This window comes from Microlunatus antarcticus, from assembly GCF_014193425.1.
In the GTDB taxonomy this organism is placed as follows: domain Bacteria; phylum Actinomycetota; class Actinomycetes; order Propionibacteriales; family Propionibacteriaceae; genus Microlunatus; species Microlunatus antarcticus.
This window is the reverse complement of the sequence record NZ_JACHZG010000001.1, coordinates 815,711-830,444: the sequence shown is the minus strand read 5'-3', so window position 1 is coordinate 830,444 and position 14,734 is coordinate 815,711. Positions and strand designations below refer to the sequence as shown.

Below are 14,734 nucleotides of genomic sequence, written 5' to 3'. Positions count from 1 at the left end.
TTGCTGATCGGATCTAGGTACGGGTGAGGGCGGCGGCCTGGTCGGCGCCGAAGTGCTGCGTCACCAGGCTGACGGCCGCGTCGCGCTGACGCTCGGAGATCGCGCGCGCGTCCTCCTCGAAGCCGAAGACGCAGCTGCTGATGACACCGTCGAAGCCGACGGCGGCGAGCGCGGCGAAGACCGCGTCGTAGTCGACCTCGCCGCGCCCGACCTCCATGTGCTGGTGCACGCGGACGGCGTTGCCGGGCGGGTTGGTGATGTAGCGCAGGCCGTGCGAGGCCGTGTGGTCGAAGGCGTCGGCCAGGTGCACGTAGCTCACCAGGTCGCCGGCCGCCTCGATGATCGCCGCCGGGCTGTGGCGCTGGTGGAACGCGTGCGGCGTGCAGTAGAGGAAGCTGACGCTCGGGTGGTTCAGCCCCCGGATCATCCCGACCGCGTCCAGGCCGTCCTCGATGAAGTCGTCCGGGTGCGGCTCGAGCACGAGCCTGATCCCCTCGCGCTCGACGATCGGCAGGAGCTCGTCCATCGACCGCAGGAACATCGCCTCGGCGGTCTCCGGGTCCTCCGGACGGCCGTTGAACTCGGAGTTGAGCACGTCCACGCCGAGGTCGACGGCGATCTGGATCGACCGCTTCCACGACCGGACGGCGGCCTGGCGCTGGCCCTCGTCGGGACCCGACCAGCGGTTGAGCGGGATGATCGAGGCGAAGCCGACGCCGGCGTCGGCGGCGACCTTCTTGAGCCGGCGGACGCCGGCGTCGTCGATCCGGGGGTGCCGGAAGAACGGGATGAAGTCGTCCTTGGGCGACAGCTCGATCCAGGCGTAGCCGAGGCCCGCCGCGATGTCGGGCAGCTCGTAGACGCTGCTCGTGGCGAAGAACATCTGCGCGTCGAGGGCCAGCCTCACGACGACGCCCCCTGCCTGCTGATCATGGCCGGGCCTCCATGACGACCGGCACCTTCTCACCGGTCCGGACGGCCTGCACGCCGGCCTCGCAGACCGCGACCGCGGCGTAGCCGTCCCAGACGCCCGGGCCGTCGATCGTGCCCTGCTTCGCCGCGGCGACCCACCGCTGCAGCTCGGTGTCGTAGGCCTGCCCGAACCGCTCGACGAAGCCCGGGGTGATCGTGCCGCCCCAGCGCCCGTCGGTGGTCGTGCGCACGAGGTTCTGGTCGAGCCCGATCATGGCGCTGCCGGCCTCGCCGACGACCTCGGTGCGGACCTCGTACGCGATGCCGCTGCGGACGTAGATCTCGTCGGTGACGAGGCGGCCCGAGGTGGTCTCGAAGACCACGATCATCGGGTCGTTCGTGCCCTCCGGCGCGGCCGAGGTGGCCACGCCGCGGAGCACCTGCACCGAGGTGATCTCCTCGTCGAGCAGGAAGCGGGCGACGTCGACCTCGTGCACCACGGAGTCGCGGATCATGAACTCCGAGTTGAAGTGCTCCGGCACCGTCGGGTTGCGGTGCGTGCAGTGCACGAGCAGCGGGTTGCCCAGCCCGCCCGAGGTGATCAGGTCGTGCAGGGTGACGTACTCGGCGTCGAAGCGCCGCATGAAGCCGAGCTGGACCAGTGGCCGGTCGAGCTTGGCCTCGGCCTGCACCAGCGCGTACGAGGACGCGATGTCGGTGGTCAACGGCTTCTCGCAGAGCACCGGCTTGCCCGCGTCGAGGCAGGCCTGGACCTGGCCCGCGTGGGCCGCGCCCGGGGTCGCGATCAGGACGGCGTCGACCTCGGGGTCGGCGATCGCCTCGAACGGGTCGGCGACGACCCGCGCACCGATTCGGGCGGCGACCTCTGCGGCCTTGTCGGCGGCGAAGTCGTTGACCACGGTGACCGTCGCGCCCTTGACCCGGGTGGCGAGCGCGTCCGCGTGGAACGCCCCCATCATCCCGACGCCGAGGACGGCGATCCTCAGGTCGGCGCTCACGCGCGGTTCCCGAGGTCGATCTGGGCGGAGCTGCAGGACTGCAGGTACGTCCGCGTGCGCTTGGCGATCGGCAGCGGCAGGTCAGCCGGGCACGGGTAGAGGTCGTGCTCGACGATGCCCATGATCGGCCGGTTCAGCGCAGCCAGGGCGTCGAGCACCGGGGGCATGTCCGGCACGCCGAGCGGCGGCTCGGTCATCGCGCCCATCCGGACGGCCTCGGGCCACACGATGTTCTTGTCCCGGACCTCCTCCATCACCTCGGGGCTGACCTGCTTGAGGTGCACGTAGCCGATGCGCTCGGGGTACTTGGTGATCAGCTCCACCGAGTCACCGCCGTAGTAGGCGACGTGGCCGGTGTCGAGGCAGAGGTTTACGTAGTCGGGGTTCGTGGCCTCGAGGAACCGCTCGATGTCGGGCTGGTAGCCGACGTGGCTCTCGGCGTGGCTGTGGAACTGGACCTTGAGCCCGTACTCCTCGAGGATCCGGCGGCCCAGCTCGTCGGTCTGGCCGGTCAGGAGCGTCCACTGCTCGTCGGTGAGCGTCGACGGCTCGAGGTCAGCGCCGGTCTTCTCGTCGCGGTACATCGCCGGGATGACGACGATGTGCTCGCCGCCGACGGCCTTGGTCAGTGCCGCGACGTCGGTCACCTGCTTCCACACGTCGTCCCACGAGCCCGGCCGGTGCAGCCCGGAGAACACGGTGCCGGCGAGCACGGTCAGCCCGTGCGCCTCGAGGGCGTCGGACAGCTCCCGCGGGTCCTTCGGCAGGTAGCCGTACGGGCCGAGCTCGATGGCCTCGTAGCCGGCCTCCACCACCTCGCGGAGGAAGACGTCGGCCGAGACCTGCTCGGGGTCGCTCGGGAACCAGACGCCCCAGGAGTCGGGGGCGGTTCCGATGGTCAGCTTGCCAGGCACGGCGTGGTGCTCCTTCTGCGGTGGAGGTGCGTACGGACGGGTCGAGACGGGGAGGTCGGGAGGGGCGGGTCAGGACGTGCGGGGCGGGGTGAGGAACAGCCGCTGCCGGGCCTTGTGCTCCTCGTAGGTGGTGCGCGCCCGCTGGGTGGACTCCAGCGTGGACGTGGCGCTGACCGGGACGTCCCACCACGAGTCCGAGGGCGGCGCGTCGATGAACGGGTCGGTCTCGACGTAGATCACGACGGGCTCGGACCCCGCCTTGGCGACCTTGATCGCGTCGGCGAGCTCGGCCATGGTCTGGGCCTTGATCACCTCGAGCCCGAAGCTCGCGGCGTTGGCCGCGAGGTCGACCGGCAGGAAGTCCCCGTCCAGGCGGTGGCTCTCCGCCCCGCGGGCGCGATAGCGGGTGCCGAAGCGCTGCGACCCGAGCGACTCCGACAGCGCGCCGATCGAGGCGTAGCCGTGGTTCTGCACGAGGACCGTGATGAGCTTGACGTGCTCCTGCACGACGGTCGCCAGCTCGGTGGCCATCATCAGGTACGAGCCGTCGCCGACCATGACGAAGACGTCGCGGTCCGGGCACGCCATGGCCACGCCCAGGCCGCCGGCGACCTCGTAGCCCATGCAGGAGTAGCCGTACTCGACGTGGTAGCCCTTCGGGTCGCGGGTGCGCCAGAGCTTGTGCAGGTCGCCGGGCATCGAGCCGGCCGCGCAGACGACGACGTCGCGCGGGTCGGACAGCTCGTTCACCGCGCCGATGACCGCGTTCTGGCTGAGCAGGCCCTCGCTCGTCTCCGGCTCGGCGAAGACCGAGGTGACCGTGGCCTCCCACTCGGCGTCGAGCGCGGTGTAGCGGTCGACGTAGGCCTGGTCGACGTGGTGCCCGGCCAGCAGGTCGGTGAGCGCGGCGAGGGTCTCGCGGGCGTCGGCGACGACGGAGAGCCCCGACTGCTTGACCGCGTCGATCCCGGCCACGTTGACGTTGACGAACGCGACGCCCGGGTCGGCGAACGCCGTCCGGCTCGCGGTGGTGAAGTCGGAGTAGCGGGTCCCGATGCCGATCACCAGGTCGGCCTCGGCGGCGACCGCGTTGGAGGCGGTCGTCCCGGTCGAGCCGATGGCGCCCAGGCACTGCGGGTGGTCGTAGAGGAGCGTCCCCTTGCCCGCCTGGGTCTGCCCGACCGGGATGCCGGTGGCCGCGCAGAAGGCGGCCAGGGCGTCGGTCGCCCCGGAGTAGTGGACGCCGCCGCCGGCCACGATCAGCGGCCGCTTGGCCGAGCGGATCGCGGCCGCCGCCTGCTCGAGCACGCGGGTCTCGGGCCGCGGGCGGGCGATGTGCCACACCCGACGCTCGAAGAGCTCGACGGGCCAGTCGTACGCCTGCACCTGCACGTCCTGCGGGAAGCAGACCGTCACCGCACCGGTGGTCGCCGGGTCGGTGAGCACCCGCATCGCCGACATCAGGGCCGGGGCGAGCTGCTCGGGCCGCCAGACGCGGTCGAAGTAGGTCGAGACCGGGCGGAACGCGTCGTTGACCGTGAGGTCGCCGGCGTACGGGTGCTCGAGCTCCTGCAGCAGCGGCGAGGCCGAGCGGTCGGCGAAGGTGTCCGCCGGGAGCAGCAGCACGGGCAGCCGGTTGATCGTCGCGAGCGCGGCGCCGGTGAGCATGTTGGTCGCGCCGGGGCCGACGCTGGTCGACACGACCCAGGTCTGGCGCCGCTCCTTCATCCGCGCGTACGCGACCGCGGAGTGCACCATGGCCTGCTCGTTGCGCCCGAGCACGTACGGCAGCAGGTCCGGCTGCTCGAGCTCGGCCTGCAGGAGGGCCTGGCCGATGCCGGCCACGTTCCCGTGGCCGAAGATGCCGAAGCACCCGGCGAAGAGCTTCTGCTCGACCCCGTCGGACTCGCTGAACTGGGCCCCGAGGAAGTTGATCGTGGCCTGCGCGACGGTCATGCGCACGGTGTTGCTCATCGGGTCTCTCCGGTCAGTCTGGGATCGACCGCCTGGTCGGCCCACGAGGCGCGGACCCAGGTCTGGTCGGGGTGGTCGGTGATGAGCCAGGCGCGCTTGCCGTCACCGGCGGCGGGCGGTCCGGCCATCACGTTCAGGTAGTACATCGGGTGGCCCGGGGCGGCGACGGCGGGGCCGTGCCAGCCGTGCGGGACGAGGACGACGTCGCCGTCGTGGACCTCCTCGGTCACCTCGATCGGGTGGCCGGGCGAGGAAGAGGTCCGCATGAAGCCGAGGCCCGGCTGACCCTGCGGGCCGGCGGCGATCTCGAAGTAGTAGATCTCCTCCAGCGCGCTCTCGGTCTCGCTCGCCTCGTCGTGCTTGTGCGCGGGGTAGGACGACCAGTTGCCGCCCGGGGTGATCACCTCGCAGGCGATGATCGCGCCGGCGTCGAGGGCCTCCGGCGTACCGAAGTTGCGGACCTGGCGGCTCGACCCGCCGGCGCCGCGCAGCTCGACCGGGACGTCGGCCGCAGCGCCGTGCCGGACGGGCAGGCGACGGTCCGTCCGGGCGGAGCAGAGCGCGAAGCGTCCGCCCCGCTCGCTCACGAGCGTCGCGGTCGTGCCCGGCGGCAGGTAGGAGAAGTCGGTCGGGCCGGCGAACACGTCCGCGCGCCCGGCGAGGTCGAGGTGGCTGCCGTCGGCCTCGACGGAGACGGCCCCGCTCAGCGGGACGACGAGGACCTCGTCCTCGCCGGTCGCGAACCCGTGCTCCTCGGCGGCCGCGAGGGTCACCACGTGGAGGCCTGAGTAGCCCCAGCCGGCCGACTCCGGCGTGATCGCGACGTCGTACCCGTCCGCACCGGCGGTGCCCGCGGGGAGGTAGTGGATCGAGGTCATCGCACCAGCCCGACCGCGGTGTCCACGGCCTTGGCGACGTCGTCGTCGGCCGGGTAGAGCATCGTGCGGCCCAGGACCAGGCCGCGCACCGACGGCAGCGCGAGCGCGGCCGACCACGCGGCGTACGTCTCGTCCGGCGCGTTCTCGGGGTCGCCGCCCAGCAGCAGCGTGGGCAGGGTCGTCGACGCCATCACGCGCTCCATCTCGGGCACGACGGGGAGCTTCATCCACGTGTACGCGCTGGAGGCACCGAGGCCGGACGCGATCGCGACGGACTTGATCACAGCGTCGGCGGTCAGGTCGTTGACGACCTTGGTGCCGTGCTTGGTGGGCACCCGACGCGACATGAAGGGCTCGACCATGGCGATGAGCCGGGCCCGGTTGCACTCCGTCACGACCTGGCCCTGACGCTCGAGCGTGGCGACGGTGCCCGGGTCGTCGAGGTCGATCCGGGTCAGCATCTTCAGCCCGTCGAACCGCGCCTCGAGCGTGCCCCGCACGTCGTAGCCGGTGTTGCGGTCGTCCATCTCGAACGACGATCCCTGGAGGCCGCCGCGGTTCAGCGACGCGAAGACGAGCTTGCCCTCGAGCGCGCCCAGCAGGAGCAGGTCCTCGGCGATGTCCGCCGTGGCGAGCAGCCCGTCGACCCCGGGCCGCGACAGCGCGGTGGCGAGCCGGTCGAGCAGCTCGAGGCGGTCGGCCATCGCGTTCTTCTTGCCGGACGCGCCCAGCGCCCCGCGGGCGGGGTGGTCGCAGGCGACGATCATCAGCTTGCCGTCGGCCCCGAAGAGGTCGCGGCGCTCGCGGTTCGCCAGCAGCTCGCCGATCCGCTGCGGCTCGCGGGCCCGGACCTCGTTGATCTCGGCCACCGAGGACACGAACCGGCCGTCGGACACGAGCCCGACCGCGGACGGGCGGTGCACGGTCGTCGAGGTGGCGGTCATCGGCCGGACCCGGCGAAGTGCGAGGCCAGCGAGTCCGCCAGCCGCTCGTTGGGGTCCCCGCCGGCGAGGAGGGTCTCGATCTCCTCCTGCGTCGGCATCGCCGTCGAGCACTCCAGCCGCGAGGCGACGATCGCGCCGGCGGCGTTCGCGTGGCGCAGCACCTTCTCCAGGGGCCAGCCCTCGAGCAGACCGTGAATCAGTGATCCTCCGAAAGAGTCGCCGGCACCGAGGCCGTTCAGCGGGCGGACCGGGATCGGCGGCGCCTCGACGCGCTCCCCCGACCGGGTCTTCGCCAGCACGCCCTTGGGGCCCTGCTTGACCACGGCCAGCTCGACGCCGGCCGCGAGCAGGGCGTCCGCCGCGCGCTCGGGCTCGGTCTCGCCCACCGCGACCTCGCACTCCTCGCGGTTGCCGACGGCGACCGTGACGTTCGGCAGCACCTTCTGGACCTGCTCGGTCGCGTGCGCCGGGGTGTCCCAGAACATCGGGCGGTAGTCCAGGTCGAGCACGGTGAAGGGCTTGCGGGCGCGGGCCTCGAGCACCTCGAAGTGGCTCTGCCGGCTCGGCTCCTCGCTGAGACCCGTCACCGAGAGCCACAGCAGCTCGGTGGCCCGCACCGCGTCGAAGTCGATGTCGGCGGGCGTGATCTGCAGGTCGGGGGCCGTCGGCTTGCGGTAGAACCACAGCGGGAAGTCGTCGGGCGGGAAGATCTCGCAGAAGGTGACCGGGGTCGCGTACGTGTGGTTGGTGACGACGAACTCGTCGCTCACGCCGAGGTCGCGCAGCGCGCGGCGGACGAAGCGGCCGAAGGGGTCGTCACCGACGCCGGTGATGATCGAGGTGCGGTGGCCGAAGCGCGCGGCCGCGACGGCGACGTTCGCGGTGGTGCCGCCGAGGTACTTGCCGAAGGTCTCCACGTCCTCCAGGCCCACGCCCACCTGCAGCGGGTAGACGTCGACCCCGGCGCGACCGAAGGTCAGCACCTGCAGCCCGTCGGGCGCCGTCCCGTCCACGTCGGCGGGCACGGCTGGCTGGCTGGTCATCGCTCTCCTTCGAGTACCCGACGCGCGGGGGTGGGACCTGGCACGAACCTACGATCACGGACCGACACTGTCAATCCTTTGTCCTGACAAATGCGGGGAGTCTTGCCGACTTCACAGGTGTTCCCGCGGTCGTCCCTCAGAGGTCGCCCTCGAGGAACTGCGCCCGACCCAGCCCGAAGGACCAGTCGGCGCGACCGTTCGCAGCGACGGACACCACGAGGTCGGTCGGGGCGACGCCGCACTCCGCCTCCAGCCGTTCCGCGAGTCGAGCGTAGAGCGCCTTCTTCTGCTCGTCGCTGCGCCCCTGCTGGAAGACCTGGACGAGCACGCGGTCGTCCGTCCGGTCGAAGCCCAGGCCCGTGTCCTGCAGGATCAGGTGGGTGGAGCGGTGCTCCTCGACGACCTGGTAGCGGTCCCGCGGCGGGGCGGCGAAGACCTCCTCGAGGACCTCCTGCACCACGTCCGCCAGCCGGCGCAGCTCGGCGGGCTCGCGCCCCTCGACGACATCGATCCGGACCAGCGGCATGACGACTCCTGACAGAAGTTTGTCAGGACAAAGTAGCAGAAGCTTCGTAGTCCCGCTACGGGGCGACGGTGCGCAACCGCGTGCAGCTGTCGGCCGTGTCGTAGTCGTCGGGCGTGCGCGACACCTTGTCGAGCTTGGCGTAGCCCTTGTACTGCTTCAGCTCCTCGAAGCTGCCGGCCACGTCGCGGCTGACGTCGGACAGCTTCTGGCTGTAGGGACCGAGCGCGTCCGCCAGCGCGCCGGTGCTGGAGGTGGGCAACGCTTCGGCCTCGTCCTGGAGGGCCTTGAGCTGGGTGTCGATCGCGGCGTACTTCGCCACGACCGCCGCTTCGATCTCAGCCCCCTGGTCGACCGATGGCTCACCGGCCTGCTTGACCCGTACGCCCGCGACGGTCGACGCGTTCACGTAGGCCCCGGCGCTGCTGACGACGGACAGCTTGACGTCGGCCGGTGCACCGCCCGCCTTCAGCACCTCCCGCAGCTGGTCGTTGCTCCGCGACAGGCTGCCCCGAAGGTCGGAGCCCGCCCCGCAGAACGTCCCGACCCAGGACGACGTGTTCCCGCCCCCGCCACAGGCGGCGAGCGGGGAGGTGACGGTGACGAGCGCAGCCACGACGGCGGCGCGGCGAAGGGACGGGGGAAGGTTCACGGGGTCTCCACGGTCGTCCGGCTGAGCCGGGTATCTGAGGCAGGAAGAGGAACCTAACCGGACAGCCGCTCGCAGGTCCGCGCTTCCGCACCTTTTCCACAGCGCGTTCAGGTGCGGAAGTGCGCACCTGGGCAACGACCCCGCCGCGTCCCTAGGAACGCGGGCGCCGCAGCCCGACCAGGAACCCGGCCCCCCACGACAGGTGGGTGACGGCGAGGACGAGGGGCAGGCGTACGCGGGCGGCGTCGGACATAGAGCGGGAGGTGACGGCGGAGCCGCCCAGGATCACCGCCGCGTAGCCCGCCGGGGCAGCCCAGGCCAGCCGGAGCAGCCGGGACCCCGTGACCGACCCGGCCAGGCCGAGCAGCGTGCCGCCGGCGATGGCGGCGGTGGCCAGCGGCGGGGCGAGGTAGCGGACGTTCGCGGTGTCGGGGTAGCGCCGGATGACCTCGCGGCGCCACTTGCCGGTGTCGTACATCTGCTTGGCCAGCGCCCGCACCGAGGAACGGGGCCGGTAGGTGACACGCAGGTCCGGGGAGAACCAGATCGTCCGCCCGCTGGCCAGCAGCCGGTGGTTGAGCTCCCAGTCCTGGGCCCGGTGCATGGTCTCGTCGAAGCCCCCGACCGCCTGCAGCGCCTCGCGCCAGAACACCCCGAGGAAGACGGTCTCGGCCGGCCCCGCCTGCGACTCCGCGAGGTGGAAGGAGCTGCCGCCGAGGCCGAGCTTGGTCGTGTACGCCGCCGCCACGGCCTCCTCGAAGGGCGAGGTCCCCTGCGCGTCCATGACGCCGCCGACGTTCGCCGCGCCGGTCTCGTCGAGCAGCTCGACGGCGCGGCGGATGTAGCCGTCGGTGAGCATCCCGTGCCCGTCGACCCGCACGATCACGTCGTGCCGGGCGGCGGCGACGCCCAGGTTCAGCGCGTGGGGCGTCCGCGAGGCCGGGTTGTCGACGACCCGGACCCGGGGGTCGACCGCGGCCAGCCGGTCGGCGATGGCGCGCGTCGCGTCCTTGCTGCGACCGACGGCGAGGACGACCTCGAGCTCGCCGGGGTACTCCTGCGTCAGGACGCCGGAGACGGCCGCCTCGAGGTGGAGCTCCTCGTTGAGCACCGGCATCACCACGGAGACGCCGGGCCAGCCCGCGCTCACGCCGTCGTCCTCCCCCGGGCCGCCGCCGGCCGGGTCAGGCAGAGCAGACCTTGGACAGGTTGGACGTGTCCACGCCCTTCTTCGCCGGGTCGGACGAGCTCGAGCTCGTCGAGGACTTCTTGGGCTTGGTGCTGGCCGACGCGTTGCCCGCCGGGACCGCGGTCGCGGACGGCTTGGGCTCGTCCATCGCCTCGGACTTGGCGATCTGCTCGGCGACGGCGGCCTGGATCTTCGGGAAGTCCGGGTCGGCCGGCTTCTTCAGCAGCGGCGGGACGATGGCCAGGCTGCCGACCGGCTTGGTCTTCGCCTTCTGCGCCAGGTCGAGCATCGTCGAGACCTGCGAGCTCGGGACGTCGGTGGCGACGATCTCCTTGCTCGCGCTGGCGATGCCGTTGAACTTGGTCAGCACGGTCAGCGGGTCGAGCTGGTTGAGCATCGCGTTCATCACGCACTTCTGCCGGACGATCCGGTCCCAGTCGCTGGAGTCGGAGCGCGAGCGGGCGAACCACAGCGCCTCCTTGCCGTCCAGGTGACGGTTCTTGCCCGCCTCGACGTAGCCGTAGATCGGGTGGGTGGGCCCACCGCCGATCGGGACGCGACGGTAGACGTCCATGTTGATGCCGCCGAGCGCGTCGACCAGGTCCTCGAAGCCCTTGAGGTCGATGAGCGACCAGTAGTTGATCGTCAGGCCGGTGACGCCCTCGATCGCCTCCTTGGTCGCCTGCGCGCCGGGGTTCTTGACCTTCGGGTAGAGCTCCTTGTGGCCCATCGCGTAGGTGTAGACGGCGTTGAGCATGCAGACGTCGTTGGGGCAGTCGAAGCCCTTGGGGAACTTCTTGTGCATCGGCGAGGACGCCGGGAACGGGGCCTTCTCCAGGTTGCGCGGCAGGCTGATCAAGACCGTACGACCGGTGGCCTGGTCGACGCTGGCCACGGTCATGCTGTCCGGGCGCAGGCCCGTGCGGTCGGCTCCGGCGTCGCCGCCCATGAGCAGGATGTTGATGCGGCCGGCCTTGGCGACCTTGTCGCCGCCGCCCGAGAACACGCTGCTGACGAGCTCGCGCTGGGCGGACACGACGTTGGCCGAGGCGATGAGACCGATCAGGACGGTGAAGGCGAGCCCGATGCTGAGCATCGCGAAGCCCAGGCGGTTGCGCCGCGCCATCTCCGGCGGGCGCGCGATGCGCCAGGCGTCGAGGAAGAGCAGCGCCCACCCGATGCCGAGCGCGACGAGCGCGCCCTGCACGATGCGCAGCGTCACCGGCCGGGTGATGACGGTGATGGCGGCGCTGTGCCAGACGAGCACGAAGAGGCCGGCCAGGACGGCCAGGACCCACAGGGCGGCCCACACCCGGAGCGCGGTCCGGCCGATCCGGCGGTTGCCCGCGGCGACCTGCGCCGAGCCGGGCAGCACCAGCGTCATGAGCAGGAACGTGAGGCCGCGACGGAGCTTGACCCGCTCGCTGCGCCGCTCCGCGGTCTGCAGCGAGTCGGTGATCAGACGGTCGCGCTCGGCGGAGCCGTCGTCGTCGCGCATGCCCTCGCGCTCGGGCGTCAAGGTGCTGGACACTCGGGTGGAGCCTCTCTGCCGACCAACGGTTTTCGGCCCGCCGGAACAGGCCGTCCGTCAGTATGGACAGGCACCGGGGTCAGTCGGGCCGTGCCACGCCGGGGTCCCGCGGACCGATGTGGTCAGGCCTGTGGTCTGACTCCGCGGAGCCCTCGCGCCGGTAGCCTCGACGCATGGCCAACCGCCACGAGGCCGACCTCGACTGGCTCTACGGGCGTGAGCAGCGCCGTTCCGAGCCCGAGCCGACGCGCGTGATGCCGGCACCCGCTGACCGTGGTGAGTCCCGCGCCGCTGCCGCTCCCCCCGCTGCCGCCGCTCCTCCCGCACCGCCCCGGCCTGCCGTCCGACCCACGCCTGCGGACTACCCACGGACGCCCGCGTACGGAGCGGGCTTCGCGCCGGACCCGCGCGGCGTGCCGCCGCAGGGACCCGGGGGCCCCTACGGTCCGGACGGGCCCGGCGGTCCTGGAGACGGGTCCCGCCGGCCGCGTAGACGGCGCCGCCCCGTCCGCACCTTCTTCCGCGCGCTCCTCGTGCTCGTGCTGCTCGGGGTGGTCTGGCTGGTCGGCGTGCCCGCGTACGCGTGGAGCCAGGTCGGCCGCGTCGACGACACCCCGAGCGGCAAGCGGCCCGGCGACCAGCCGGGCGAGACGTTCCTGCTCGTCGGGTCGGACTCGCGCGAGGGGCTCAGCAAGGCCCAGCAGAAGAAGCTCGGCACCGGCTCGGTCGCCGGGCAGCGCACGGACACGATCATGCTGGTGATCAAGCCGGCGACCGGCAAGCCCGTCCTGGTCTCGCTCCCCCGCGACTCCTACGTGGACGTCCCCGGTCACGGGCAGGACAAGATCAACGCCGCGTACGCGATCGGCGGTCCCGACCTGCTCGTGCAGACGGTCGAGCAGAACACGGGCCTGCGGGTCGACGGCTACGCCGAGGTCGGCTTCGGCGGCTTCGTCTCGGTCATCGACGCTCTCGACGGGATCCGGATGTGCGTCCCGTCGGCGATCAAGGACCAGGACTCGCACCTCGACCTGAAGAAGGGCTGCCAGACCCTCGACGGGACCACGGCGCTCGGCTACGTCCGGATGCGCAAGGCGGACCCGCGCGGCGACCTCGGCCGCGTCGAGCGGCAGCGCGAGATGCTCGCGGCGGTGGCCAAGAAGGCGGCGTCCCCGGCCACCGTGCTCGACCCCGTCCGCTACTGGCGGCTGTGCAACGCCACCGCGTCGGCGGTCAGGATCGGGCAGGACACGACGATCGTCGACACCGGGCAGGCGGCGCTCGCGCTCCGGACGGTCTCGGCCGGCGACGGGCTGACGCTCACGGTCCCGGTCGCGAACCCCGGCTACAGCACGCCGGTGGGCTCGGCGGTGCTCTGGGACGCGTCCGCGGCGTCGGACATGTTCGCCCAGATCGCGCGGGGCGACACCTCCAAGCTCGGCAAGTACGCGAAGTAGCCCCGTGCGGGGAAGAGCTCCTGGCGGCGACCGGCCCTAGAGGTACTGCCCGGTCGGCAGTCCTTCCGGCGGCTCGACCGGGTCGGGCAGGGTCCCCAGCGGGCTGCGCAGCAGGATCTTCCCGTTCTCCGGCCCCAGGGTCAGCACCAGCCAGGCCGCGCCCGTGGTGGTGCAGCTGACGACCGACGGCGGCAGCGGCCCGTACCGGTCGAGGACGGGTCGCAGCGCGGCCGGCGTCTCGACGGGCACGAGGTGGGCGGTGCTGTAGGCGAAGGCGAACGGTCCGGCCACCCACGTCCACCGGCGGCACTGGCATTCCGACTGCGCGGCCGTGAGCCGCGGGACGACGTAGCCGAGGCGGCGGTCCGGGACCAGGCTGGCCGCCCAGGTCACCAGGGCCGGGAAGAGGACGATCCAGACCAGGAACGTTCCGAGCGCGGGCGAGGTGATCCACCCCGCCGGCTGCCCGTGGGCCGCCGCGACGTCCCGGGCGGGCGGGAAGACGAGGATGCCCAGGACCAGGGCGAGGACCCCGAGGACGATCGGGAGCACCTTGCGGGTGCCGCCGAGCGGCACCTCGTCCGCGACCGACCGGGGCGCGAGGAAGAAGGCGCGGATGCCGATCTTCTCCGCGTACTCGCTCGCGACGCCGGTGTCGAAACGGTTGAGGCCGGGCTCGCGGGCGAAGATCTCGACGAGCCCGATGCCGATCCCCGCGAAGAGCGCGATCGTCGGGTAGCCGGTCACACCGCTGACGAGGAAGGCGATGGCGCCCAGGACGAGGAGCAGCACGCGACGCAGGCGGCGTCGGCCCTTTGCGCCCGGCGGGACGTACGCGGCCAGGGCGGCCTGGATCCGCGCGACGTGCGGGTTGGTCCGGTCGACGACGTGGAGCAGCAGGGCCGCGCCGTCCCGGTCGCCACGCATGCGCAGGAGCTCGGCGGTGTCCAGCACCAGCTGCGGGTCGGAGACGAACGACTCGGACGCGCTGTGGAGCAGGTCGGTGGCCACCCGCAGCACCCCGGCGGACTCCCGCACGGCGGTGGACGTCGGGTTGTCCCGGGGCGCACCCCAGATCTTCGTCCGGCCGGCCGGTCCCTCCGGCTTGGCCCGGGGCCGACGCCCGACCACGTCCGCGACGATGCGCGGCAGGACGCGACGCCCCTTGTCGCCCAGGCGTTGGAGCTGGCCGAGCGCAGCCTCGGACAGCCCGAGGTCCCCGCGAGCGTCGCCGACGCGGAGCAGGCAGTGCGCGAGGTAGCCCGCCCAGTCGGTGGCCGAGACCAGCGGCGCGACCTGGCGGAGCCAGGCCATGGCCCCGTCGTCGCCGAGCGCGGCCCGGCAGGTGGCGGCCACGAGGTGGTCACGACGGAGGTCGTCGTCCCCCGGCGGCGGCAGGACGAGGTCCGGCGGCAGCGCCGCGAGCGCCTCGCCGAAGCGCCGGGCCAGCATCAGCGCCGACGCCCGCCGCCCCGCGGCGTTCTCGTCGGGGGCGCCGGGTCGCTGCTGCGCCACCTGGAGCAGCTCGACGGAGAGGTCGTCGAGGTCGAGGTTGCCGGCCCCGCCGGCCCACTGCTCGGCGGCCGCCGCCACCCCCGTACGGCTGTCGAGGATCGAGCCGCCCACGAAGAGCCCGCCGTCGGCGGGTGGTGGGGCGAAGAGCTGCCTGGGGTCCTGCTCGGTCGTCACGGACAGCAT

13 protein-coding genes are annotated in these 14,734 nt (G+C 72.3%); 1 reads left to right on the top strand and 12 read right to left on the bottom strand.

The features are described from left to right. Window positions 1-13: 13 nt before the first annotated feature. The 11 genes from FHX39_RS03835 to FHX39_RS03785 all read right to left on the bottom strand — a co-directional run bounded on the left by FHX39_RS03835 (window position 14) and on the right by FHX39_RS03785 (window position 11,579). Window positions 14-907: a sugar phosphate isomerase/epimerase family protein gene (locus FHX39_RS03835; protein WP_183336868.1), complete on the bottom strand. Its 894-nt coding sequence runs from the start codon at window positions 905-907 to the stop codon at window positions 14-16. Window positions 908-929: 22 nt separating this feature from the next. Continuing rightward, window positions 930-1,931 (bottom strand): Gfo/Idh/MocA family protein, encoded by a 1,002-nt coding sequence (locus tag FHX39_RS03830; RefSeq protein WP_183336867.1) that lies wholly within the window; start codon window positions 1,929-1,931, stop codon window positions 930-932. Further along, window positions 1,928-2,845, bottom strand: a complete 918-nt coding sequence (locus FHX39_RS03825) for a TIM barrel protein (RefSeq protein ID WP_183336866.1) — start codon at window positions 2,843-2,845, stop codon at window positions 1,928-1,930. Before FHX39_RS03825 ends, FHX39_RS03830 begins: the two co-directional genes overlap by 4 nt. 69 nt (window positions 2,846-2,914) lie before the next feature. Further along, the gene (gene iolD / locus FHX39_RS03820) at window positions 2,915-4,819 is read right to left on the bottom strand and encodes a 3D-(3,5/4)-trihydroxycyclohexane-1,2-dione acylhydrolase (decyclizing) (protein ID WP_183336865.1); all 1,905 of its coding nucleotides are present in this window, start codon (window positions 4,817-4,819) and stop codon (window positions 2,915-2,917) included. After that, window positions 4,816-5,697: a 5-deoxy-glucuronate isomerase gene (gene iolB / locus FHX39_RS03815; RefSeq protein ID WP_183336864.1), complete on the bottom strand. Its 882-nt coding sequence runs from the start codon at window positions 5,695-5,697 to the stop codon at window positions 4,816-4,818. The genes iolD and iolB overlap by 4 nt, the downstream gene beginning before the upstream one ends. After that, the gene (locus FHX39_RS03810; RefSeq protein WP_456299347.1) at window positions 5,694-6,575 is read right to left on the bottom strand and encodes a Cgl0159 family (beta/alpha)8-fold protein; all 882 of its coding nucleotides are present in this window, start codon (window positions 6,573-6,575) and stop codon (window positions 5,694-5,696) included. The genes iolB and FHX39_RS03810 overlap by 4 nt, the downstream gene beginning before the upstream one ends. Before the next feature lie 62 nt (window positions 6,576-6,637). Then, window positions 6,638-7,684 (bottom strand): 5-dehydro-2-deoxygluconokinase, encoded by a 1,047-nt coding sequence (iolC, locus tag FHX39_RS03805; RefSeq protein ID WP_183336863.1) that lies wholly within the window; start codon window positions 7,682-7,684, stop codon window positions 6,638-6,640. A 136-nt stretch (window positions 7,685-7,820) separates the two neighbouring features. Next, complete coding sequence (locus FHX39_RS03800; protein ID WP_183336862.1) at window positions 7,821-8,210, bottom strand: tautomerase family protein; 390 nt, start codon at window positions 8,208-8,210, stop codon at window positions 7,821-7,823. A gap of 55 nt (window positions 8,211-8,265) precedes the next feature. After that, window positions 8,266-8,859, bottom strand: coding sequence for a hypothetical protein (locus FHX39_RS03795; protein ID WP_183336861.1), 594 nt, complete (start codon window positions 8,857-8,859; stop codon window positions 8,266-8,268). A 151-nt stretch (window positions 8,860-9,010) separates the two neighbouring features. Beyond that, window positions 9,011-10,009 carry a glycosyltransferase family 2 protein gene (locus FHX39_RS03790; RefSeq protein WP_183336860.1) on the bottom strand — a complete coding sequence of 333 codons (999 nt, stop codon included), beginning with the start codon at window positions 10,007-10,009 and terminating at the stop codon, window positions 9,011-9,013. 34 nt (window positions 10,010-10,043) lie between these two features. Further along, window positions 10,044-11,579 (bottom strand): LCP family protein, encoded by a 1,536-nt coding sequence (locus FHX39_RS03785; RefSeq protein ID WP_332836654.1) that lies wholly within the window; start codon window positions 11,577-11,579, stop codon window positions 10,044-10,046. A 173-nt stretch (window positions 11,580-11,752) separates the two neighbouring features. Between FHX39_RS03785 and FHX39_RS03780 the strand changes: the two genes are divergently transcribed. Then, window positions 11,753-13,036 carry an LCP family protein gene (locus tag FHX39_RS03780; RefSeq protein ID WP_183336859.1) on the top strand — a complete coding sequence of 428 codons (1,284 nt, stop codon included), beginning with the start codon at window positions 11,753-11,755 and terminating at the stop codon, window positions 13,034-13,036. 36 nt (window positions 13,037-13,072) lie between these two features. On the opposite strand, the gene FHX39_RS03775 is transcribed toward FHX39_RS03780, so the two are convergent. Next, on the bottom strand, window positions 13,073-14,725 hold the full coding sequence (locus FHX39_RS03775; RefSeq protein WP_183336858.1) for a hypothetical protein: 1,653 nt from the start codon (window positions 14,723-14,725) through the stop codon (window positions 13,073-13,075). Window positions 14,726-14,734 lie beyond the last annotated feature (9 nt).

Excerpts from the sequence above, each read along its gene's own strand:
- iolD (WP_183336865.1), bottom strand. The coding sequence starts at position 4,819 with ATGAGCAACACCGTGCGCATGACCGTCGCGCAGGCCACGATCAACTTC.
- iolB (WP_183336864.1), bottom strand. The coding sequence starts at position 5,697 with ATGACCTCGATCCACTACCTCCCCGCGGGCACCGCCGGTGCGGACGGG.
- iolC (WP_183336863.1), bottom strand. The coding sequence starts at position 7,684 with ATGACCAGCCAGCCAGCCGTGCCCGCCGACGTGGACGGGACGGCGCCC.
- FHX39_RS03800 (WP_183336862.1), bottom strand. The coding sequence starts at position 8,210 with ATGCCGCTGGTCCGGATCGATGTCGTCGAGGGGCGCGAGCCCGCCGAG.
- FHX39_RS03780 (WP_183336859.1), top strand. The coding sequence starts at position 11,753 with ATGGCCAACCGCCACGAGGCCGACCTCGACTGGCTCTACGGGCGTGAG.